At 71.6% G+C, this 21,056-nt stretch carries 18 protein-coding genes and 1 tRNA gene; 8 read left to right on the top strand and 11 right to left on the bottom strand.

Translation table 11 applies throughout. The annotated features are described in order from the left end of the window. Window positions 1-8: 8 nt before the first annotated feature. A complete protein-coding gene (locus JX005_RS14435; protein ID WP_214468282.1) occupies window positions 9-1,292 on the bottom strand; it encodes a phosphotransferase in 1,284 nt (427 codons plus the stop codon). A 63-nt stretch (window positions 1,293-1,355) separates the two neighbouring features. On the opposite strand from JX005_RS14435, the gene nudC reads away from it, so the two are divergent. Beyond that, the gene (gene nudC / locus JX005_RS14430; protein WP_214468281.1) at window positions 1,356-2,270 is read left to right on the top strand and encodes an NAD(+) diphosphatase; all 915 of its coding nucleotides are present in this window, start codon (window positions 1,356-1,358) and stop codon (window positions 2,268-2,270) included. Continuing rightward, on the top strand, window positions 2,267-4,030 hold the full coding sequence (locus JX005_RS14425) for an ATP-dependent helicase (RefSeq protein ID WP_214468280.1): 1,764 nt from the start codon (window positions 2,267-2,269) through the stop codon (window positions 4,028-4,030). Before nudC ends, JX005_RS14425 begins: the two co-directional genes overlap by 4 nt. A gap of 750 nt (window positions 4,031-4,780) precedes the next feature. Here JX005_RS14425 and JX005_RS14420 read toward each other — a convergent pair. Continuing rightward, entirely contained in the window at window positions 4,781-6,187 is a 1,407-nt protein-coding gene (locus JX005_RS14420; protein WP_214468279.1) for a zinc-dependent metalloprotease, read from the bottom strand. 126 nt (window positions 6,188-6,313) lie between these two features. Here JX005_RS14420 and JX005_RS14415 point away from each other — a divergent pair, with 126 nt between their 5' ends. Both JX005_RS14415 and JX005_RS14410 read left to right on the top strand, forming a co-directional pair. After that, a complete protein-coding gene (locus JX005_RS14415) occupies window positions 6,314-7,438 on the top strand; it encodes a YlbL family protein (RefSeq protein ID WP_214468278.1) in 1,125 nt (374 codons plus the stop codon). Between the two features lie 90 nt (window positions 7,439-7,528). Continuing rightward, entirely contained in the window at window positions 7,529-10,441 is a 2,913-nt protein-coding gene (locus JX005_RS14410; RefSeq protein ID WP_214468277.1) for a UPF0182 family membrane protein, read from the top strand. Window positions 10,442-10,492: 51 nt separating this feature from the next. On the opposite strand, the gene JX005_RS14405 is transcribed toward JX005_RS14410, so the two are convergent. The 7 genes from JX005_RS14405 to idi are packed head-to-tail and all read right to left on the bottom strand — an operon-like array spanning window position 10,493 to window position 16,059. Next, complete coding sequence (locus JX005_RS14405; RefSeq protein WP_214468276.1) at window positions 10,493-11,389, bottom strand: prenyltransferase; 897 nt, start codon at window positions 11,387-11,389, stop codon at window positions 10,493-10,495. Then, complete coding sequence (locus JX005_RS14400; protein WP_214468275.1) at window positions 11,386-11,691, bottom strand: lycopene cyclase domain-containing protein; 306 nt, start codon at window positions 11,689-11,691, stop codon at window positions 11,386-11,388. Before JX005_RS14400 ends, JX005_RS14405 begins: the two co-directional genes overlap by 4 nt. Then, window positions 11,688-12,020, bottom strand: a complete 333-nt coding sequence (locus tag JX005_RS14395) for a lycopene cyclase domain-containing protein (protein ID WP_214468274.1) — start codon at window positions 12,018-12,020, stop codon at window positions 11,688-11,690. Before JX005_RS14395 ends, JX005_RS14400 begins: the two co-directional genes overlap by 4 nt. A 1-nt stretch (window position 12,021) precedes the next feature. Then, the gene (gene crtI / locus JX005_RS14390; protein WP_214468273.1) at window positions 12,022-13,593 is read right to left on the bottom strand and encodes a phytoene desaturase family protein; all 1,572 of its coding nucleotides are present in this window, start codon (window positions 13,591-13,593) and stop codon (window positions 12,022-12,024) included. Next, window positions 13,590-14,459 (bottom strand): phytoene/squalene synthase family protein, encoded by an 870-nt coding sequence (locus JX005_RS14385; protein WP_214468272.1) that lies wholly within the window; start codon window positions 14,457-14,459, stop codon window positions 13,590-13,592. Before JX005_RS14385 ends, crtI begins: the two co-directional genes overlap by 4 nt. Then, window positions 14,456-15,511, bottom strand: a complete 1,056-nt coding sequence (locus tag JX005_RS14380) for a polyprenyl synthetase family protein (RefSeq protein ID WP_214468271.1) — start codon at window positions 15,509-15,511, stop codon at window positions 14,456-14,458. Before JX005_RS14380 ends, JX005_RS14385 begins: the two co-directional genes overlap by 4 nt. Further along, the gene (gene idi, locus JX005_RS14375) at window positions 15,508-16,059 is read right to left on the bottom strand and encodes an isopentenyl-diphosphate Delta-isomerase (protein ID WP_214468270.1); all 552 of its coding nucleotides are present in this window, start codon (window positions 16,057-16,059) and stop codon (window positions 15,508-15,510) included. The genes JX005_RS14380 and idi overlap by 4 nt, the downstream gene beginning before the upstream one ends. Window positions 16,060-16,139: 80 nt before the next feature. Here idi and JX005_RS14370 point away from each other — a divergent pair, with 80 nt between their 5' ends. Next, the gene (locus JX005_RS14370) at window positions 16,140-16,610 is read left to right on the top strand and encodes a MarR family winged helix-turn-helix transcriptional regulator (protein WP_214468320.1); all 471 of its coding nucleotides are present in this window, start codon (window positions 16,140-16,142) and stop codon (window positions 16,608-16,610) included. Window positions 16,611-16,670: 60 nt separating this feature from the next. Here JX005_RS14370 and JX005_RS14365 read toward each other — a convergent pair. Next, window positions 16,671-16,744: transfer RNA gene (locus tag JX005_RS14365), tRNA-Met, on the bottom strand. A 93-nt stretch (window positions 16,745-16,837) separates the two neighbouring features. Between JX005_RS14365 and JX005_RS14360 the strand changes: the two genes are divergently transcribed. Then, the gene (locus tag JX005_RS14360; RefSeq protein WP_214468269.1) at window positions 16,838-17,371 is read left to right on the top strand and encodes a DUF6328 family protein; all 534 of its coding nucleotides are present in this window, start codon (window positions 16,838-16,840) and stop codon (window positions 17,369-17,371) included. Further along, a complete protein-coding gene (locus JX005_RS14355) occupies window positions 17,368-18,183 on the top strand; it encodes a carbon-nitrogen hydrolase family protein (RefSeq protein WP_214468268.1) in 816 nt (271 codons plus the stop codon). The genes JX005_RS14360 and JX005_RS14355 overlap by 4 nt, the downstream gene beginning before the upstream one ends. Before the next feature lie 6 nt (window positions 18,184-18,189). On the opposite strand, the gene JX005_RS14350 is transcribed toward JX005_RS14355, so the two are convergent. Next, window positions 18,190-19,389 carry an aminotransferase class I/II-fold pyridoxal phosphate-dependent enzyme gene (locus tag JX005_RS14350; RefSeq protein ID WP_214468267.1) on the bottom strand — a complete coding sequence of 400 codons (1,200 nt, stop codon included), beginning with the start codon at window positions 19,387-19,389 and terminating at the stop codon, window positions 18,190-18,192. A 119-nt stretch (window positions 19,390-19,508) separates the two neighbouring features. Here JX005_RS14350 and JX005_RS14345 point away from each other — a divergent pair, with 119 nt between their 5' ends. Next, the gene (locus tag JX005_RS14345; protein WP_214468266.1) at window positions 19,509-21,005 is read left to right on the top strand and encodes a S1C family serine protease; all 1,497 of its coding nucleotides are present in this window, start codon (window positions 19,509-19,511) and stop codon (window positions 21,003-21,005) included. Window positions 21,006-21,056 lie beyond the last annotated feature (51 nt).

Raw genomic sequence — 21,056 nt, 5'->3', positions numbered from 1 at the left:
CGGGCGGTCTAGTCGGCGAGCCAGCGGCGCAGCGCCGCCTCGGACGCCCGCTCCGCCTCGGCCACGGCGTCGCCGTCGTGACCCGCGCCGCCCTCGCGATCGGTGTCCGGGGTCACGATGTCGATGGGCGAGGTCGACAGGTCATCGGAATGCCATTCCTGGGCGGCCTCGGGCCGCGGGCTGTCCTCGGGCTGCGGGCTGTCCTCGGGCTCCGTGTCGTCGCTCGACTCGGTCGACACCCACAGCGACAGCTCCTCCGGGTCGTACGCGTCGGTGTGCATCGACGTGTCGACCGCCGCGGCCGAGGCCTCCGGCATCCGGTCGAGCAGGGCGATCGCGTCGTCGACGTCGAGCGCGGCATCCGTCACGATGTCGCCTCCGGCGACGCCGGCAGCGAGCGTCTCGAGGAGGCCCACCGCATCGTCGACGACGTCGTCACGGCCGGACTCGTGGCCGTGCACCAGCCACGAGGCGAACTCGAGCTCGGCGTAGAGCCGTGCGCGCTCCCGTGCGCGCGCGTCGGGCGCCCGCCCGCTATGGGCGACGTAGGCCGCGTAGACGTCGTCGGCCGCCGCCGGGGCGGATGCCAGCCACTGCAGGTCGGTCGCGGGATCGCCGACGGACAGCCCGTGCCACTCGAGCAGCCCGGTCACCTGCGGCACGCCGTCGACATCCTCGAACAGGAACGACGCCGCGCCCGCGCCGCCCAGCACGACGGCCGACTCGAAGCGCCAGAGGTCGTCGTTGTCGATCGCGCGCTGCCAGCGCTCGGCGAGTGGGAGGGGAAGTCGACGCGTGGCCTGCGCGCGGTCGACCAGCCGAGCGGTGTCGGTGCGCACCTGCTGCGGCGTGCGCACGGGCAGCCCCTCGGTGCGGACGATCGACAGCGGGAGAGCATGCAGGGCTGCCAGCGCCGACCCGAGCGAGGTCGCCGCGCCGCGACCGGGCGGCAGATGGGCGGCGTCGACGCGATATCCCGGAAGGAAGTCCACGACGACGGCCCGTGCGTCGCCGAGGCCGGTCTCGCCGAGCAGCTCGGGAGCACGGAAGGGCAGGAGGCCGCGCACGCCCGGTGTGAGTGCGCGGAGGGCGCGCACCTCGGCGGCGAGTTCGGGGAAGACGGCGGGATCTGCGGGGACTCGGACGACGACGCGGCGGCCGTCGTCGAGCTCGGCGACGGCGGAGTCGTAGCGGCCGCCGGCGCCCTCCGTCAGTTCGCCGACCCCCACGACGCCGACCCGGGGCAGAGCCGACGTCACGGACGCGGCTAGAGTGAAGGGTGAGCGTGCCATGTGCCCAGGGTAGGTCGGTCGCGCTCGTCCACCCCCGCGCCACGCCCTTGCTGGAGTTCCTCGATGACGGCGTCCGACAGCACGCGACTTCCGCCGCTCGCCGCCGCAGCCGTCGACCGTGCCCCCGATGAGCGGGCGACGCCCGGACTGATCGAGACGGCTCGAGCGGATGCCTCGACCCGCGTGCTGGTCCTCGCGGGCGATGCGGCACCGCTCGCCGGGCCGGCCGAACTGCTGTGGGTGGCGCCCGCAACGGTGCCCGACGGAGCGGCGTGGGCGCTCCTCGGCCGGGATGCGGCCGGCGCGCTGATGCTGACCGCCGTGCTCGACGCGGGGGAGGACAAGCCGTTCGACGCCCCCGGAGGGTGGGCGGGACTGCGGGCGATCGGCGGCGCCCTGTCGCCGCACGACGCGGGCGCCTTCGTGGAGGCCCTCAGCCTGGGACGCTGGCTGCTCGACGCACGGTTCTGCCCCGCGTGCGGTGCGCTGACCATGCTCGCCGACGCCGGCTGGTCGCGCCGCTGCCCGTCGTGCGGCCGCCAGCACTTCCCGCGCACCGATCCGGCCGTGATCGTCGCGATCACGAGCACGCGGGATCCCGACATCGTCCTCCTCGGATCCAACGCGCTCTGGGGGGCGGAGCGGTACTCGTGCTTCGCCGGGTTCGTCGAGGCCGGCGAGTCGCTCGAGGCCGCGGTGCAGCGCGAAGTGGCCGAGGAGTCGGGCATCGAGGTGGCGACGGTCGAGTATCGCGGCTCGCAGGCGTGGCCGTATCCGCGGTCCCTCATGCTCGGGTTCCTCGCGGTGGCCGCGGACGACGACGCCGCGCGCGCCGACGGCGAGGAGATCGCGGCGGTGCGCTGGTTCACGCGCGAGGAGATCGGCGCGGCGCTCGCGGGCGAGGGCGACGTGGTGCTGCCGGGGCGCGCGTCGATCGCGCACCGGCTGATCAGCGAGTGGCACGCGGGGGCCGCATGAGCAAGGCGCTCGCAGGGCTCGACGAGAGCCAGCTCGAAGCGGTCCGCACGCTGCGCGGGCCGCTCGTGGTGCTCGCCGGCGCGGGCACCGGAAAGACGCGGGTGATCACGCACCGGATCGCGCACGGCGTCGACACCGGCGCCTACTCGCCGGGGCGGGTGATGGCCGTGACCTTCACCGCCAAGGCGGCGGGCGAGATGCGGGGCCGCCTGCGCGCACTCGGCGTCGAGGGCGTCTCCGCCCGCACGTTCCACGCCGCGGCCCTCGCCCAGCTGAACTACTTCTGGCCGACTCTGGCCGGCGACACCGCCCCCGGCATCGTCGACAACAAGGTGCGGCTGCTCGCCCACGCCGCCGACGGGATCGGCCTGAAGCCCGACACCGCGACCCTGCGCGACGCAGCGAGCGCGATCGAGTGGCGCAAGGTGTCGATGCTGAGCATCGAGGACTACGCGTCCGCGCGTCCGCAGGGCATCGGCAGGATGTCCGTGGACCAGGTCGTGGCCCTTCAGCGCTCCTACGAGAAGCTCAAGGACGAGCGCCGTCAGCTGGACTTCGAGGACGTTCTGCTCGCGTGCGCCGGCATGCTCGAGGCAGAGCCGCACGTGGCCCGCGCCGTTCACGAGCAGTATCGCCACTTCACCGTCGACGAGTTCCAGGACGTCTCGCCCCTGCAGCACCGCCTGCTCGAACTCTGGCTGGGCGGCCGCCGCGACCTGTGCGTCGTCGGCGACGCGAGTCAGACCATCTACTCGTTCGCAGGTGCCGACGCGCGCTTCCTGCTCGAGTTCGCCGCGCGGCATGAGGACGCCCGCGTCGTGCGCCTGGAGACCAACTACCGATCGGATGCCGCGATCCTCGGCGTCGCCAATGAGCTCATGCGCGACCGACCCGGCGCTCTCCACCTGGTCTCCGCAGCCGGTCGCCCGGCCGAGGCCGACATGCCCACGGTCGCCGCGTTCGGCGATGACGAGGACGAGGCCCGCGCCGTGGCTGCGCGCATCTCGGCGCAGATCGCGTCGGGTATCGATCCACGACGGATCGCGGTGCTGTACCGCTCGCATGCGCAGTCGGCCGAGCTCGTGCGCGCGCTGGCCGACGCCGGGATCGCGTCGACCGTGCTCGGCGGGCGTCGCTTCTTCGACCTCCCCGAGGTTCGCCAGGGGATCATGGCGCTGCGCGGTGCTTCCGTCGCGCCGATCGAGGGGGCGTTCGTCGACACCGTGCGCGACGTGCTGCGCTCTCTCGGGCTGACGGATGAGCCGCCCGCAGCGGGCGGAGCGCTGCGCGACGCGTGGGAGCTGCGCGCCGCGCTGCTGCGGCTGGCGGAGGAGGCGCCGCCCGGCACGACGCTGCGCGAGTTCACCGATGAGCTGACGGCTCGCGCCCGTTCGCACGACGAGCCGGCGCTGCGCACCGTGACGCTCGCGACGATCCATGCCTCCAAGGGCCTCGAGTGGGACCACGTGCACCTTGTCGGGCTCGCGGAGGGACTGCTGCCGATCTCGTACGCCGCCACGTTCGAGCAGGTCGACGAAGAGCGGCGTCTGGCCTACGTCGGCATCACGCGGGCCGCGCGTACGCTCTCGGTGTCCTGGGCGCGAGGAGTGCGGGAGCGTCAGCCGTCGCGGTTCCTGCGAGAGATCGGCAACGGCACTCTTCGTGCGGTCGGTGCTTCCGCACGGTCCGCCGGAGCGAGCCGGCGCGCAGCACCAGGGAACGGCTCGTCGAGCGGGCCGGACGCGACGCGGCGGCGCTGATCAGCCGAGCGGCGACGAAGCCGGCCTCCCACACGATCGAGCTGTCGACGTCGGCGAGAGGGCGACCGAGCAGCTGCGCCGCGATGACCGGCCACGTCGCGTCATCATCGCGACGTCGTGCGGCGAGGCACGCGAGGCACGCCGTGGATCCGGGCGTCACGTGGGGTCCGACCTCGGCGCCGGTGGCGGTGAGCACGATCGGCACATGCGGGCGGTCGTCGGCCATGAGGGCGGCCGCCGCCGACGGCGCGACGAGGTGCTGCGCCACCACGACGACGGTCGCGACATCCGCTCGGGCATCGCTCGTGACGACCGCGCACCCGGCGGCGATCAGGGCGGTGCTGATGGCGGCGACGCGATCGTGGGGCACGTCCTCCGCGGCCTCCACGAGCACCGGTGGGGGTGAGGGGTCCGGGCCTGCCAGCACCGCGCTCAGCCGGGTGACGAAGTCCTCGGCGGCGCGGGGCTCGGCGCCGAGCGCGATCGCGAACGGGACGGCGGCCTGATCGGGGATGCCGCGCTCGAGCTCGCGCACGAGACGCTGCTGCCACCGCGCGGGGTCGTTCAGCACGAGCACCGGCCGGTCGCCGAACTGCAGGATGGTCGGCGTGCGCCAGAGCGGCGGCTGGGCGGGATCGATCCGGAGCATGACCCGAGTCTGGCCAGCGCCGCCCGCCCCGAACGGTGTTTCCACAGCCTCGGCTGAGGTCGTCCCGTCTCCGCGGCTCCTGGGGAGGAGCCGCGGCGCTCTTATACCGGTCGGTGGTCGTCGGGCGCGGCGTTCCCGCCGTCTCCGTCGTCGCCCTCGCGCTCGGCGTCTTCGGTGGACGGGATCTCGCCCGCGAGCAGCCGCGCCAGCGCATCGTCCAGCTCGTCAGGCGCCGGCTCCTCGCCGCGCGCACGGGCCTCGAGACGTGCCACGAGTTTCGCGGGATCGTCGATGTCCTCGGCGCCGGGCATGAGGTCGGGGTAGTCCCACAGCGCGTCGCGGGCAGCCGGGCCCACGGCATCCGTCACCGCGCGCCACATCGCCGCGGCCTCGCGCATGCGCCGGGGCCGCAGCTCGAGTCCGACGAGGGACCCGAGCGCGCGCTCGGCCGGGCCGCCCACCGCACGGCGGCGACGCACGGCCTCGGCGATGCGGCCGGCGGAGGGGAGCCGGGACGTCGCCTGCTCGGTGACGACCTCGACCCAGCCCTCGATCGTGGCCAGGAGGTTCTCGAGCCGGGCCAGCGCCGCGTTCTGAGCCTCGGAGCGCGCGGGCAGGAGCGCCCCGCTCTCGAGGGCGTGGCGCAGCTCGTCGGGCTCGGACGGGTCGAACCGCGACGCGAGATCCTCGAGTGCGTCGGTGTCGACGTGGACGCCGCGCGCGAAGTCGGTCACCTGCGAGATGACGTGCAGGCGCAGCCACCGGGCGTGGCGGAACAGGCGCGCGTGCGCCAGCTCGCGCGTGGCGACGTACAGCGCGAGCTGGTCGTCGGGCACCTCGAGGTCGCGCCCGAAGTCCGCGAAGTTCTGGGGGAGGATGGCCGCCTCGCCGTCGGGCATCAGCGGGATGCCGACGTCGCCGCCGCTCACGACCTCCTTCGAGAGGTTTCCCACGACCTGGCCCAGCTGCGACGCGAAGAGCGAGCCGCCGACCGTCCGCATGAGGCGTCCGGCCCCTTGGACGAGGCTCTGCATGTCGTCGGGGGCGTTCTCGCTGAGTGCAGCGGTGAGCGCGTCGGCGATGCTGGTCGCCACCGGCTCGGCGAGCTGCTGCCAGACCGGCAGGGTCGCCTCGACCCAGCCGCCGCGGGTGAGCGTCTTCGGCTGGTCGGCGAGCTCCGAGATCGTGGTCGCCTCGCTCAGCCACAGGGTGGCCAGGGCGAACGCCTGGTCGAGGTCGGTGCGCTGGCCGGAGGTGACGCCGAGGCCGTCCTGATTGGCGATGTGCAGCGCCTGGCGCTGGGCGAGCTCCCACGAGATGCCGGTCTCGCCGCCACCCGCGAACGCACCCTGGAGGTGCCGCATCACGGTCTGCATCATGGCGGGGTCGATGTTCATCCCCGACAGCGCGGAGAGCTGTTCGGGGTCGAGCTCGCCGGATCCGCCGCCGAACAGCTGGCGGATCAGGTCTTGGAACTCTTCCTCGGGACTGCGGTCGTCGTCTGCCACTTCAGCCGCCTTTCAGCCGGTTCATGACGTCGCGCTCTACGCTAGTCGCAGCATCCATCGCACTCCCCGGCAGAGCCCCGAACGCCTTACGCCGGTCGCGAACGACCAGGCAGAGAGAGGTCCCGCGTGGCCCTGTTCGACGAGAACGTCACGATCACGCCCGCGCCACCGCGGCGCATGGCCCGCGGAACGCTGGTCGGAGTGTGGGCGCTGGCGGTCGCGCTCGTCGTGCTGCTGATCATCACGTTCCTGCCCACGTCCTACGTCATCCAGCGTCCGGGCCCGGTCTACAACACCCTCGGGACCGCGGAGGCGTCCGACGGCGAGCAGGTTCCGCTGATCTCCGTCGAGGGCGCCGAGACCTTCGAGACCGACGGCGCGCTCGATCTCCTGACGGTCCAGGTGGTGGGCAACCGCGAGCGCACGCCGTCGTGGTTCGAGCTGGCGCTCGCGTGGTTCGACCCGAGCAAGGCCGTGCTGCCCCTGGACGCGGTCTTCCCGGAGGGGACCACGACCGAGGACCGCAACGCCGAGAGCGCGCAGATGATGGTCGACTCGCAGCAGGAGGCCACCGCAGCGGCCCTGAGCCAGCTCGGCTACGACGTCGGCGCGCGGATCTCGGTCCACTCGATCGTCGAGGGCTCGGCCGCCGAGGGCCTGCTCGAGGACGGCGACGTGATCGTCGCCGCGGACGGCGAGCCGGCGACGGATGCCGCGACCCTGCGCAAGATCGTCAACGACGCCGGCGGTGCCCCGGTCGAACTGCTCATCGAGCGCGAGGGCGAGGAGCGGACCGTGTCGGTCACGCCCAAGGAGACCGAGATCGACGGCGAGAAGACCCTGTTGCTCGGCGTGAACCTCATCACCGACTACGACTTCCCGATCGACGTGACGATCCAGCTCAACAACGTCGGCGGCCCGAGCGCCGGCATGATGTTCGCCCTCGGGATCATCGACACGCTCACGCCCGACCAGCTCAACGGCGGCGAGAACGTCGCGGGCACCGGGACGATCACGGCGGACGGCGAGGTCGGGCCGATCGGCGGCATCCGTCAGAAGCTTTTCGGCGCCAAGGACGCCGGTGCCGACTGGTTCCTGGCTCCCGAGGCCAACTGCGACGAGGTGGTCGGCCACATCCCCGACGGGCTGCGCGTGTTCTCGGTCGAGACGCTCGACGATGCGATGGAGGCCCTCGACGCCGTGCGCGAGGACGGCGACCTCGACGCGCTTCCCACCTGCACGGCCGGCTGAGTCGCGTCGCATAACCGCGCGCGGATATTCCGGGAGTACGCCCAGGGCGGACTCGGCGGCCGCCCAGACCGGCGCGCCTAGGATGGGACGGTGACCACGACCTCGGCGCCGACCCCGGCCACACCCTCCCGCTCCCGGCGTGTGATCGCGATCTCCCTCGCGATCATCGCCGCCCTCGTAGTGGCGTTCTTCGCGTTCGCGAACCTGTACGCGGACTTCCTCTGGTACGACCAGCTCGGATTCGACTCCGTTCTGATCACCCAGTGGGTCGCACGCGTGGTGATGTTCGTCATCGGATTCCTCGGCATGGCGGTGCCGGTGTGGCTCGCCATTCAGCTCGCCTATCGGCTGCGCCCGGTCTATGCGCGGCTGAGTTCGCAGCTCGACCGGTACCAGGAGGTCGTCGAGCCCCTCCGCCGCCTCGCGATGTGGGGCATCCCCGTCTTCTTCGGCTTCTTCGCCGGCTTCGCGGCATCCGCTCAGTGGGAGACCACCTGGCTGTGGTTCAACGGCGTGGCCACCGACGTCGTCGACCCCGAGTTCGGTCTCGACACGGGCTTCTACCTGTTCGCCATGCCGTTCTACAGCGCGCTCGTCGGCTTCGTCTCGGCCGTGCTGCTGGTGTGCCTCCTCGTCACCGCACTGGTCTCGTACCTCTACGGCTCGGTGCGGGTCGGCCAGCGCGAGCTGCGCATCTCGAAGTCGGCGCGCATCCAGCTCGCCGTGATCGCCGGCCTGTACCTCCTGGTGCAGGGCGCCAGCCTGTGGCTGGATCGCTACAAGACGCTCGTCGAGCCGGGCGAGCGCATCACCGGCCCGGCGTACACCGGCGTGAACGCGATCATCCCCGGCCAGACGATCCTGGCGTTCGCCGCGGTGATCGTCGCGCTCCTCTTCTTCGTCACGGCGGTCATCGGCCGCTGGCGCTACCCCCTCATCGCGACGGCGCTCCTCGTCGTGTCGGCGATCGTGCTCGGGGTCGGCTACCCGTGGGTGGTCAACACGTTCCAGGTGCAGCCGAACCGCTTCGCCCTCGAGCAGGAGTACTACCAGCGCAACGTCGACATGACGCATGAGGCGTACGGCGTGGACGGCCTCGAGAAGCAGGACTTCAAGGCGGCGACCGACGCCGAGGCCGGGCAGCTCCGCGAGGACGCCGCCACGACCGCCCAGATCCGCATCATGGACCCGGCGATCATCTCGCCGACGGTCCGCCAGCTCGAGCAGTACCGCGGGTACTACCAGTTCCAGAACCCGCTCGACGTCGACCGCTACGACATCGACGGCGTCTCGCAGGACACCGTCGTCTCGGTGCGCGAGCTGGATCTCGCCGAGCTCGGCGCCGCGGCCGACTGGCAGAACTCCGCCGTCGTCTACACTCACGGCTACGGCCTGGTGGCCGCGAAGGGCAACGACCGCACCGGCGACGGCGATCCGGTCTTCCTCGAGCGCGGCATCCCGGCGGCCGGTTTCCTGTCCGACCAGGAGGACTTCCAGCCGCGCGTGTACTTCGGCGAGTACTCGCCGCCGTACTCGATCGTCGGCGCGCCGGAAGGATCCGACCCCGTCGAGCTCGACTACCCGACCGGCGGTGACGGCGGTGGCGAGGTGAAGACGACGTTCGAGGGCGACGGCGGCCCGAGCATCGGCAGCGTGTTCAACCGCCTCATCTATGCGCTCAAGTTCCAGGCCGAGCAGATTCTGTTCTCGGACTACGTGAACGAGGACTCGCAGATCCTGTACGACCGCGACCCGCTCACCCGCGTGCAGAAGGTCGCGCCGTACCTCACGCTCGACAGCGACCCGTACCCGAGCGTCGTGGACGGTCGCATCGTGTGGATCATCGACGGGTACACACTCAGCGCCAACTACCCGTACTCGTCCACCGTGAGTCTCGCCTCGGCGATCTCGGACTCGTCGAACCCGGCCCCGCGCTTCGCGCTCGACGACATCAACTACATCCGCAACTCGGTCAAGGCGACGGTCGACGCCTACGACGGCTCGGTCACGCTCTACGCGTGGGACGAGGAGGACCCGGTCCTCAAGTCGTGGCAGAACGTCTACCCGACGACGGTCGAGCCGATCAGCGAGATGTCGGCCGAGCTCATGAGCCACGTGCGCTATCCGACCGACCTGTTCAAGGTGCAGCGCACCGTGCTGGGCATCTACCACGTCGACGACGCGCGGTCCTTCTACCAGAGCGACAACCGCTGGCAGACGCCGAACGACCCGCAGGCCGACTCGCAGCTGCAGCCTCCGTACTACCTGACGATGCAGATGCCGGGGCAGGACAGCCCGTCGTACTCGATGTTCACGTCGTTCATCCCGTCCTCGACGGGCGGCAACGCGCGCAACGTTCTGATGGGCTATCTCGCGGTCGACTCGAACGCCGGATCGGAGGCGGGCAAGAAGGGCGCCGATTACGGCAAGCTGCGGATGCTGGTGATCGACGCCGACACGACCGTGCCAGGTCCCGGCCAGGTGCAGAACACCTTCAACGCCGATCCGCTGGTGTCGTCGCAGATCAACCTGCTGAAGCAGGGCCAGTCCGACGTGCTCAACGGAAACCTGCTGACGCTCCCCGTCGGCGGCGGACTGCTGTACGTCCAGCCCGTCTTCGTCCAGTCGTCGGGTGCGACCAAGCTCCCGACGCTGCAGAAGGTGCTCGTGTCGTTCGGCAACGACATCGCGTTCGAGGACACGCTCAACGAGGCGCTCGACGCCCTGTTCGACGGAGACTCGGGCGCTGCGGCCGGCGATGACGACGTCACGCCGACTCCCGGTGCCACGCCGGGCGCCACGCCCGAGCCGGAGCCCACAGATCCGGAGACGCCCGTCGTGCCGTCGGACGAGTACCAGGCGGCGCTGCAGGATGCGCAGGAGGCGATGCTGGCCCGCGACGCGGCGCTGCAGGCCGGCGACCTCACCGCCTTCGCCGAAGCCGACGAGCAGCTGACCGCAGCGGTCGAGAAGCTCATCGAGCTCGGCGCGCTCGAGCCGTAGCAGCCATCGTCGAGTGAGGCCGGCTCCCCGCGCGGAGCCGGCCTCACTCGTTCACGCGGTGAGCAGCCAGAACCAGATCAGCAGCAGCGTGACGATGAATCCGGCGAACTGATTCAGCCACAGGAAGCGCTGCCATCCGCGGGTGGCGGACGCGGCCGTCTCGTCGGTCACTCCGCGGTACGGCCACACGGTGACGGCATACGGCACGGCGACCAGCGCGGCGAGCGGACCCGGCCACGCCGTCAGGAGCATCACGAGGCCCGAGGCGGCGTAGCACGCGAGGGCGAACCACACCGTCCAGCGCGCGCCGCGGGCGGTCGCGATCGACGAGATCCCGGCCTCGCGGTCGGCCGCGACATCCTGAACCGCCCCGAAGGCGTGCGAGGCGACTCCCCACAGCGCGAACGCGATGAGTACGGCGACGAGCTGCCAGGTCCACACCGCGCCCGCGAGCACGAGTCCGTACACGGCGGGGGAGAAGAAGTGGATGCTGCTGGTCAGCGAGTCCGCGAAGGGGACCTCCTTGAGCCGCAGCGGCGGCGCGCTGTAGAACACGACGAAGAAGAGGCTCGCCGCGAGCACCGCCCAGGAGGCCGGGGGGCCGACGAGGACCAGGAACGCGACGAACGGCAGACACGACAGCCCCGCGGCCCACAGGGTGATGCGATGCAGCCGCCGGTCGAGCACCGCGCCGTGCGCGCCGCCCTTGCGCGGGTTCCGCAGGTCGGACTCGTAGTCGAACACGTCGTTGATGCCGTACATCGCGAGGTTGTACGGGATGAGGAAGAACAGCGTGCCCACCACGAGCGTGGCGTCGATCTCGCGCGTCGTGAGCAAGTACGCCGCGGCGAAGGGATAGGCGGTGTTGATCCAGCTCACCGGCCGCGACGAGACGAACAGCTCGCGGACGACGGCGCCCGTGCTGAGGCGCGCTGCTGCGGCGGTCATGCGGGCTCCTTCGGCGTCAGCAGCGTCAGCACGGCGGGCACGGCGAACGCCGCGCACACGGCGTAGGAGAAGTCCTCGATCGGTGCGAGGCCGATCCGCAGACCGCTCAGGTGCTCAGGCGGATACGAGAAAAGGCCTGCCGCGATCATCAGGTTGTCGAAGAGGGCCGTGAGCACCACGAGCGCCGCCGCGGCCAGGCCGGACGCCGCCATGCGCGTGCCGAAACGAGGCCGACGGGCGGTCGCGAGGACCACCGCGACCGTGGCGACGGCGAAGGGCAGGACGATGAGCGGGTACGTCATGCGGCCTCGACCCGTTCCCGGCGCGTGAGCAGGCGGGTCGCGCCGGCGTGCAGGACGAGAGCGAGGTAGCTGAGGAAGGCGAGGAAGAAGGGCTCCTCGAGGGGAAGGTGCGGCGCGAGGTCGATGCCGATCAGCAGCGGGCTGTCGCCCTTCACGAAGACGCCTGCGGCGATCCCCACCGCGTCCCACACCAGGAAGAACGCGGTGCCGATGGCGACGGCGGCGGCTGTGCGCCCGGGCGACGACCAGGCTGCGAGGCGCCATCGTCGGTCCAGCAGCGCGACCCCGGCGGCCGAGACGAGGATCGCGGCGAGGTACAGTCCCGGCACGTCACACCCTCGCGGGTTCGGCGAGCGGACCGGGGCTTCGATCGCCCCGCAGCCGCTTGACGACGAGCTCGGCCGAGATCAGGCACATCGGCAGGCCGATCCCCGGCAGCGCCGAGCTGCCGGCGTAGGAGAGGCCCGCGACCTTCCGCGACGCGTTCCGCGGGCGGAACATCGCGCTCTGCCCCAGTGTGTGGGCGAGGCCCAGCGCGTTGCCGCGCCAGGCGTTGAGGTCGGCGGCGAAGTCGCCGGGTGCGATCGTGCGCCGCACGACGATGCGGTCCGCGAGGTCGGGGATGCCGCACCACGACGACAGCTGCTCGATCACACGATCGGCCGCCGCCTCGATGCGGGCGTCGCCGTCCCCGGACTCGCCGCCGCGGCCGAGCGCGGGGTCGGCGGGGACCGGGACCAGCACGAAGAGGTTCTCGTGCCCGGCGGGCGCGACGGTCGCGTCGGTGGCGCTCGGGCGGCACACGTACAGCGATGCGGGGACCGGGATGCGGGGGCGTGCGCCGAAGATGTCGTCGAAGTTCGAGCGCCAGTCGTCGGTGAACAGCAGGGTGTGATGCGCCAGCTGGGGGAGGGAGCCCTCGACGCCGAGCAGCAGGAGCAGCGCTCCCGGGCTCGGCTCCTTCTTCGCCCACCACGATTCGGGGTAGCTCTGCAGCTCCGGCGCCACCAGGGCGGTCTCGGTGTGGTGCAGATCGGCGGCCGACACGACGAGGTCCGCCTCGATGCGGCGGCCGTCCGCGAGCACCACGCCGGTCGCCGTGGCGCCGGTCGTCTCGATGGAGACCACGCGTGCGCCGGTCTCGATGACGGCTCCGGATGCCTCGGCGAGGCGCTCGATCGCACGGATGATCTCGATGAACCCGCCGCGGGGGTAGAGCACCCCGTCGTCGAGGTCGAGGTGGCTCATGAGGTGGTAGAGACTGGGCACCCCGTAAGGAGACCCGCCCAGGAACACCGCGGGATACCCGAGGATCTGACGCAGCCGCGGATCGGCGAAGCGGCGGTCGACGTGCGAGGCGAGACTGCGCGTGAGCAGCGGCGCGAGCTGCGGCATGCGTCGCAGCAGCGCGGGGTCGCGCAGCCCGGCCGTGGTCTCGTACGTGTCGTAGAGGAACCGCGTGACCGCGAGGTCGTAGGCGTCGCCCGCGGAGTCGAGGTACGTGCTCAGTCTCGCCCCGGCGCCCGGCTCCACGCTCTCGAAGAGCGCCGTGGCCGCCTCCCTGCCGGAGCGCACGTCCAGCGGCGCGCGGCAGGTGGCCGGGTCGGAGTACACCCGGTACGCCGGGTCGAGGGGCACGAGGTCGAGCTCGCGCTCGGCCGTCGTGCCGAGCAGGCGGAAGAAGTGGTCGAAGACCTCCGGCATGAGATACCAGCTGGGCCCGGTGTCGAACCGGAAGCCCTCGTGGTCCCAGGAGCCCGCTCGCCCGCCCACCACGTCGCGCGCTTCGAGGACGGTGACGCGCCACCCTTCGGCGCCCAGCAGGGCGGCCGTCGCGAGTCCGGCGATGCCGCCGCCCACCACGACGGCGGTGCCCGGCGTGCGCGGGACTCCGCCGCTCATGCGCGCACCTCGCGCGGTGCGAAGCCGAGCCACGCGCGCGCCGCGAGCCGCGCCTTGACCGGATCCGGGACGCGCACGCGCTGTCCCGCCGGCGCTGACCGCCGCAGCCGCGCGGACAGCTCCGCGAAGAGGTCGTGCGCGGCGGTCACCGCGCGCCGGCAGTCCTTCGGGAGAAGGGGGATGACCGCGGCGGCGGCGGCCAGGTCGGCGTCGATCCTGTCGAGCACGGCGGTGCGCGAGGAGCCGGGGGAGTCGAGGTCGAGGTAGTCGCGGCCGAGCGCCGTCGCGTCGTGGTCGAGGTCGCGCAGGAAGTTGACGTCCTGGAACGCCGCGCCCAGGCGCCGTGCGCCGTCCACCAGCTCGGCGGAGGGGGCGATCGGATGCGGCGCCCCCGCGTTGACGAACACCTGGAGGCACATCAGCCCGACGACCTCGGCCGACCCGTAGACGTACGCGTCGTGCGATGCGCCGTCGTGCCTGCTCGTCGAGAGGTCGGTGCGCATCGACGCGAAGAACGGCCGGATCAGGTCGCCGCCGATCCCGCATTCCCGGGCCGTGCCGGCGAAGGCGTGCACGACGAGATTCGCGCTGAACCCGCTCTCCACGGCGGCCAGCGTCTCCGTCTCGAGCTCGTCGAGGACGCGCCCCGCGGCCTCGGGCGACAGTCCGGCCGCCTCGGCGGGGCCGTCCACGATCTCGTCGGCCACGCGCACCAGCGCATAGACGTCGCGCACGTGCGGACGCGGCCGCGGGCCCAGCAGCCGGCACGCCAGGCTGAACGAGGTCGAGTAGCGCGAGATCACGGTGGCCGCGGCATCCCGAGCCGTTCGGTCGTACAGGGCGAGGCCCGTCTCGCGCGCGCTCACGGCATGCGCCCTTCGACGCCCTCGGCCAGGTCGCGCAGCAGAGCCCCCGCGGCCGCGGGAAGCGCCGGTTCGCGTGAGACGGTGCGCACCTCGTCGAGCGTGTCTGCGATGAGCCCGCGCAATCGCACCGGGGCGCCGCTCTCGAGCAGGGCGACCTGGGCCTCGCGCACGGCGATGGGCCCCGTGTGCGCGACGGCGAGAGCCTCGTTCACGCGCGGCCAGGAGTCCGAGTCGCGTGCGAGGGCGACGAGCGGCGTCCGCTTCGATTCGCGCAGATCGCCGCCGGTCTCGCGCCCCGCCTGCTCGGCCGATCCGAACGCGCCGATGAGGTCGTCGACGAGCTGGAAGGCGAGGCCCAGGCGGCCGCCGGCGCCCGCGAGGACGCCACGGGCCTCATCGTTCGCGCCGGCGAGCACGGCGCCCGCCTGGAGCGGAGCCTGGAACGAGTAGACGGCGGTCTTGTTGAACGCCGCGTCGAGGATGTCCTCGCGTGATGCCTGCTCGGCCGCCACAGCGTTCTCGACGTCGGCGAGTTCGCCCGCCGCCGAGACGTAGACCGCCTCGTCGACGAGCGCCTGCAGCTGCTCGCGCGCGACCGGGTCGACGTCGGCGAACGCGACGAGTCCGAGCGCCTCGTGCAGCAGGAGGTCGCCGGCGAGGATCGCGGCGGCGTCTCCGAGGACGGCCGCGCCCGAGGCATCCGCTCCTTGCAGACGAGCCCGATCGCGGAACTCGCCCGCGATGTTCGGGACGCCGCGCCGCTCGACGTCGTGATCGATCACGTCGTCGTGCACCACGAACGCGGCGTGCAGCAGCTCGAACGCGGCGGCCACCGGATACAGGCCGGGCGTCGTGGCGGGATCACCGTCGAAAGCGGTGAAGGATGCCGCCACCAGGGCGGGACGGAACCGCTTGCCGCCTCGTGCAGCCCGCGCGAGCGCTTCGCCCAGGGCGCCGAAGCCGGGACCCAGGCGCTGCGCGCGCAGGACGATGCGGTCGAGCGAGGAGTCGATCGCCGCGTCGATGCGGGGATCGGGGGAAAGCGTCATCATGATGCGCGTCGTCGCTGGACCACGGTGTCGAAGAGATGCAGCTGCTCGGCCTGCAGGACGAGCCACGGGCTGAACGCCCAGGGGGTGCTGCGGAGGGATGCCGCGAGCTCGGCCGGATCCACCCAGCGGGCGTCGACCACCTCGAGCGGGTTGAGGACCGGCTCGTCGTAGGTGAGCGCGGTGTAGACGGGGCACACCTCGTGCTCGACGATGCCGTTGGCATCCGTCGCGCGGTATCGGAAGAGCGGAAGAGCCAGTTCGATCTCGGAGAGAGCGATGCCCAGTTCGAACTCCGCGCGGCGGTGGACGGCGGTGAGCACCGGCTCCGCCGGCTTGGGGTGGCCGCAGAACGAGTTGCTCCAGACTCCGGGCCACGCCTTCTTGTCGAGGGCGCGCCGCGTCACGAGCACCTGTCCGTCGGTGTTGACGACGTGGCATGAGAATGCCAGGTGAAGTGCCGTGTCGGTCCCGTGGACGCTGGTCTTCGGTGCGGTGCCGATGGCCTGGCCATCGTCGTCGAGAAGCACCACGAGCTCGGTTTCGGTCATGTGATCCTCCTCGGAATTCGCTAGTTTAGCTAGCGATTGGCGTTGTCCGATGATACAAGGGTAGGGAGGGGGTGTCCACAATGGTCCAGCAGTGGTCGTCGGCGACTCCGCATGATAAGGCGATCCTCGAAGTGCTCCAGGCGGTTCGCGCCTTCAGCGACGCGATGGACCGCATGCACGGCGGCATGAAGGACGACATGGACATGAACGCCTCCGACCTCTCCGCGCTGCGCATGCTCATCATGCGCGAGCAGCGCGGCCAGTCCGTCAGTCCGCACGACGTGGCCGCACACCTCAAGATATCCACCGCGTCGACGACGAAGCTCCTCGACAGGCTGACGGCCGCCGGGCACGTCGAGCGCCGCCCGCATCCGAGCGACCGCCGCGCCCGTGTGATCGTGCTCACCGACGAGTCCCGGCGCACGTTCTTCCGCCATCTCGGCGGGCGACTGCAGGCGATGAGGGGCGTCGCGACGCGGTATTCGGACGACGAGCTCGCGGTGATCGCGCGCTTCCTCGACGAACTGGGAAGCGTGCTCGAGGGGGCCTGAGCGCCGCGCCCCACATGCGAAGAAGGACCCTCCGAAACCGGAGGGTCCTTCTTCTTCTTGTTGCGGGGACAGGATTTGAACCTGCGACCTCTGGGTTATGAGCCCAGCGAGCTACCGAGCTGCTCCACCCCGCGGCACAAGAAGTTAGCCTAGCACGGATTTCGACCAGGTCGCGCCGCGGGGTGCGTTCGCTTGCCCCGTGAACCCCCGCGGGCGAGGATGAACGCATGGGCACGCCGCGCGACGACGACACGCACGACGACATCGACGACGGCCGCGACGAAACCCCGACCGAGCGAGCCGATCGCAATTGGAACGAGGTGCTGCAGGAGCTGCGCGTGCTGCAGACGGGCACCCAGATCCTCACCGGCTTCCTCCTCGCCCTCGCGTTCCAGCCGGCCTTCTCCGATCTCACCCAGGCACAGCGCAACATCTACCTCACGCTCGTCGTGATATCGGCGCTCAGCGCGATCATCGCGCTCGCCCCCGTCGCCCTCCATCGTGTCCTGTTCCGCCAGCGGGCCAAGGCGGCCGTGGTGATGTACGGCCACGCGGCGCTCATCACGGCTCTGTTCACCGTCTCGGTCCTCGTGGTGGGCGTGGTGGCGTTCGTCTTCGATGTCGTCGTCGGAACCTCAGCCGCCCTGTGGGCGCTCGGGATCCTGAGCGCCCTGATCATCGTCCTCTGGCTCGTCGCTCCGGCGGCGATCCGCTCCCGGGTGGGCGTGGGCGCCGACGCCCCGGGCGGGAGCCGACGATGACCGCCGCCGACGCGATCGGCGTGGCCGTCGCGCAGTTCGCCCCCACCGCCGACACCGAGGCGAACCTCGCCGTGATCTCACAGCTCACGGCCACGGCGGCGGCGCGGGGCGCTCGCCTGGTGGTGTTCCCGGAGTACTCGAGCTACTTCGTCGACCCGTTCGACTCCTCGCTCGCCGATAACGCCCAGGCTGTCGACGGGCCGTTCGTCGGCGCCCTCGCGGCACTGGCTACGCAGCACGACGTGCACATCGTGGCGGGGCTCCTGGAGCGCGCAGACGACGAACGCCGCGTGCGCAACACCGTCGTCGCCGTCGACGCCACCGGGCTGGTCGCGAGCTACCGAAAGCTGCACCTCTACGACGCGTTCGGTCAGCGCGAGTCGGACTGGATCGAGCCCGGTGCGCTCGCCACCCCCGAGACGTTCGAGCTCGGCGGGCTGCGGTTCGGCCTGATGACCTGCTACGACCTCCGCTTCCCCGAGGTCGGACGCCTTCTGGTCGACGCCGGCGCCGACGTGTTCGTCGTGCCGGCGGAGTGGGTGCGCGGCCCGCTGAAGGAGCACCACTGGCGCACGCTCCTCCACGCGCGCGCCATCGAGAACACGGTGTTCGTCGCGGCCGCCGATCATCCGCCGCCCCTGGGTGTGGGCTGCTCGATGATCGTCGACCCTCAGGGCGTCGAGCTCGCCGCCGTCGGAACCGCGACCGATGTCGCAGTCGCCCACCTCGACCCCGCGGCCGTCGAACGCGTGCGTCGCGTCAACCCGTCGCTGCGCCTCCGGCGCCTGGGCGTCGTCCCGCGCGAGGACTGACGCTCCTCAGCGGAGTGAGGCGAGGCGGGATGCCGCCTCCTCGAGCACTTCGACGCGCTTGCACGCTGCGAACCGGACGAGAGTGGCGTACTCCGCGCGGTGCTCGGGTGTGGCGAAGGCGGTGAGCGAGATCGCCACGACGCCCGCCCGCTCGGGCAGCTCGCGGCAGAATGTCGCGGCATCCGACGCCCCGAGATCGCGCGCATCGGCGACGGTGAAGTAGGAGCCGGCGGGCGTCGACACCGCGAACCCCGCCGCGCGCAGGCCCGCGCCCAGGAGATCCCGCTTGGCTCGCAGACTGTCGGCGATGCCGCGGAAGAACCCGTCGTCCAGGCGGAGGCCCGTCGCGATCGCCGGCTGGAAGGCGCTGCCGTTCACGTAGGTGAGGAACTGCTTGACCGCGAGCACCGCCGAGATGAGGTCGGCGGGACCGGTGATCCAGCCGATCTTCCATCCCGTCGTCGAGAACGTCTTGCCGCCCGACGAGATGGACAGCGTGCGCTCGAAGGCGCCCGGCAGGGTTGCGATCGGCACGTGCGGCTCATCGAAGACGAGGTGCTCGTACACCTCGTCGGTGACGATGACGGCATCGTGGCGCTCGGCCAGCCGCACCACCTCCGCACGCACGTCGGCGGTGAACACGGCGCCGGTCGGGTTGTGGGGGTCGTTGACGAGGATCACGCGCGTGCGGTCGCCGACCGCGCGCCGGAGGTCGTCGAGGTCGGGCTGGAAGTCCGGCCAGCGCAGCGGCACCGTGACCAGCCGAGCGCCGGACAGTGCCACGACGGCGGCGTACGAGTCGTAGTAGGGCTCGAACACGACGACCTCGTCGTCGGGGCCGTCGACCAGCGCGAGGAGCGCCGCGGCCAGCGCCTCGGTCGCCCCCGCTGTGATGAGCACCTCGGTGGCGGGATCGAGCCCGAGCCCGTAGAAGCGCTGCTGGTGCTCGCTGACAGCCGAGAGGAGATCCGGGATGCCGCGCCCCGGCGGATACTGATTGAGCCCGTCGCTGATCGCGTCACGAGCGGCCTCGAGGACTTCGACGGGTCCGTCCTCGTCGGGAAAGCCCTGGCCCAGGTTGATCGCGCCGGTGCGCGCCGCGAGGGCCGACATCTCGGCGAAGATGGTGGGGTGGATCGAACCGTCCGCGCTGACGAGTCCGGCGCCCGTCGCCGCTCGGTGCCATGCCCCGGGGATGTGTCGCATCGCACTCACGGTACTCGACCGGCTCAGGTCGATTGCATAGTTCCGTCCCATCGGCGCCATAAGAAACGCACAGCATCGGTGGGCAATGTGGTCATTGCTTGGCACCAGAAGGAGCAATCATGAGCGACAACCAGGGCAACGCCCCCGCAGACCACACCCCCGCCGACGCGGCCCGCGAGCCCTCGCCCGCTGCCCCCTCGGCCCAGACCACCCCGATCGCACCCGCGCCGCAGGCGCCGGTCGTCCCCGCGCTTCCCGCCACCGCGGCGTGGCAGGCGGCGCAGCAGGCGCCGACCGCGCCCCAGCAGTACGCTCGCCCGCAGGGCTACGCCGGCCAGCCGACCGCTTACCCGGCGTCGTACGCGGGGCAGCCGCAGACAGGCCCCTCCGCACCCTCCGCCCCATCCGGCCCGAAGAAGCCCACGGGCGCTGGACGCATCGTCGGCCTCGTCGCCGCGGCAGCCATCGTCGGCGGCGCCGCCGGCCTGGGCGGCGCGTACGCCGGCGTCAATCTCTTCGCCCCCGACGGCACGGTTCCGGCCGCCGGCCCCGCCACCGTCACCGTCAACGACACCGACGCGGTCAACCAGACGACCGCGATCGCGGCCAAGGTCGTGCCCAGCGTCGTCACGATCGCTGCCACGACGGGCAGCGGTGGCGGCACGGGATCGGGCGTCATCCTCACCGAGGACGGGTACGTCGTGACCAACACGCACGTCGTGACCCTCGACGGCGCCACCGGCGACGCGGCGATCCGCGTGACCACGTCCGACGGTCGCGTGTACGACGCCGAGGTCGTCGGCACCGACCCGACGTACGACCTCGCCGTCATCAAGCTCGAGGGCGCCGAGGACCTGAAGCCGATCGAGTTCGCCTCGTCATCCGACCTCAACGTGGGCGATACGACGATCGCCGTCGGCGCACCGCTGGGGCTGTCCAACAGCGTCACCACCGGCATCGTGAGCGCGCTGAACCGCTCGATCGAGATCGCCTCGGCGGCCGCACCCGACTCCGGCGACTCGAGCGAGGGCGAGGGTGAGCAGGAGGGCGAGCAGGGCAGCCCGTTCCAGTTCGACTTCGGCCAGGGCCAGCCGCAGCGGGCACCCGGTCAGTCCATCTCGATCGCGGTCATCCAGACCGACGCGGCCATCAACCCCGGCAACTCGGGGGGCGCGCTCGTCGACGACGAGGGCCGGCTCATCGGCATCAACGTCGCCATCGCGACGGCCGGCGGATCGTCGGAGGGCTCGGGCTCGATCGGCGTCGGATTCTCCATCCCGTCCGACATCGCCCAGCGCATCACCGACGAGATCATCGAGAACGGCAAGGCGACCCACGGCCTCCTGGGCGCGAACGTGCTGCCCGCATCGTCCGTCGAAGGCTCGACCACGACCGGCGCGTTCATCGACGAGGCCGTCGAGGGTGGTGCCGCCGCCGAGGCCGGACTGCGCAAGGGCGACGTCGTGACCTCCTTCAACGGCGTCCCCGTCACCGACGCGGTCGACCTCACCGCGCAGGTCCGTGCGGCCGCTGCCGGCAGCGAGGCGACGCTCACCTACGTCCGCGACGGCGAGACGGAGACCGTCGACGTCACGCTCGGGGAGCTCCAGCAGTAGACACCGACGTGCAGGACGCCACCCTGCGAGCGCACGCCCCTCTGGGCGCTA

The sequence above is a fragment of the Microbacterium flavescens genome (genome assembly GCF_018588945.1).
Classification (GTDB): domain Bacteria; phylum Actinomycetota; class Actinomycetes; order Actinomycetales; family Microbacteriaceae; genus Microbacterium; species Microbacterium flavescens.
The sequence above is the reverse complement of the archived record's forward strand: the minus strand, read 5'-3'. Positions and strand labels throughout refer to the sequence as shown.

What these genes read in the sequence shown, in the direction of transcription:
- crtI (WP_214468273.1), bottom strand. Translation starts at nt 13,593, where the DNA reads ATGAGCGGCGGAGTCCCGCGCACGCCGGGCACCGCCGTCGTGGTGGGC.
- JX005_RS14380 (WP_214468271.1), bottom strand. Translation starts at nt 15,511, where the DNA reads ATGATGACGCTTTCCCCCGATCCCCGCATCGACGCGGCGATCGACTCC.
- JX005_RS14425 (WP_214468280.1), top strand. Translation starts at nt 2,267, where the DNA reads ATGAGCAAGGCGCTCGCAGGGCTCGACGAGAGCCAGCTCGAAGCGGTC.
- nudC (WP_214468281.1), top strand. Translation starts at nt 1,356, where the DNA reads ATGACGGCGTCCGACAGCACGCGACTTCCGCCGCTCGCCGCCGCAGCC.
- JX005_RS14355 (WP_214468268.1), top strand. Translation starts at nt 17,368, where the DNA reads ATGACCGCCGCCGACGCGATCGGCGTGGCCGTCGCGCAGTTCGCCCCC.
- JX005_RS14400 (WP_214468275.1), bottom strand. Translation starts at nt 11,691, where the DNA reads ATGACGTACCCGCTCATCGTCCTGCCCTTCGCCGTCGCCACGGTCGCG.
- JX005_RS14350 (WP_214468267.1), bottom strand. Translation starts at nt 19,389, where the DNA reads ATGCGACACATCCCCGGGGCATGGCACCGAGCGGCGACGGGCGCCGGA.
- JX005_RS14405 (WP_214468276.1), bottom strand. Translation starts at nt 11,389, where the DNA reads ATGACCGCCGCAGCAGCGCGCCTCAGCACGGGCGCCGTCGTCCGCGAG.
- JX005_RS14360 (WP_214468269.1), top strand. Translation starts at nt 16,838, where the DNA reads ATGGGCACGCCGCGCGACGACGACACGCACGACGACATCGACGACGGC.
- JX005_RS14435 (WP_214468282.1), bottom strand. Translation starts at nt 1,292, where the DNA reads ATGGCACGCTCACCCTTCACTCTAGCCGCGTCCGTGACGTCGGCTCTG.
- JX005_RS14345 (WP_214468266.1), top strand. Translation starts at nt 19,509, where the DNA reads ATGAGCGACAACCAGGGCAACGCCCCCGCAGACCACACCCCCGCCGAC.
- JX005_RS14370 (WP_214468320.1), top strand. Translation starts at nt 16,140, where the DNA reads ATGGTCCAGCAGTGGTCGTCGGCGACTCCGCATGATAAGGCGATCCTC.
- idi (WP_214468270.1), bottom strand. Translation starts at nt 16,059, where the DNA reads ATGACCGAAACCGAGCTCGTGGTGCTTCTCGACGACGATGGCCAGGCC.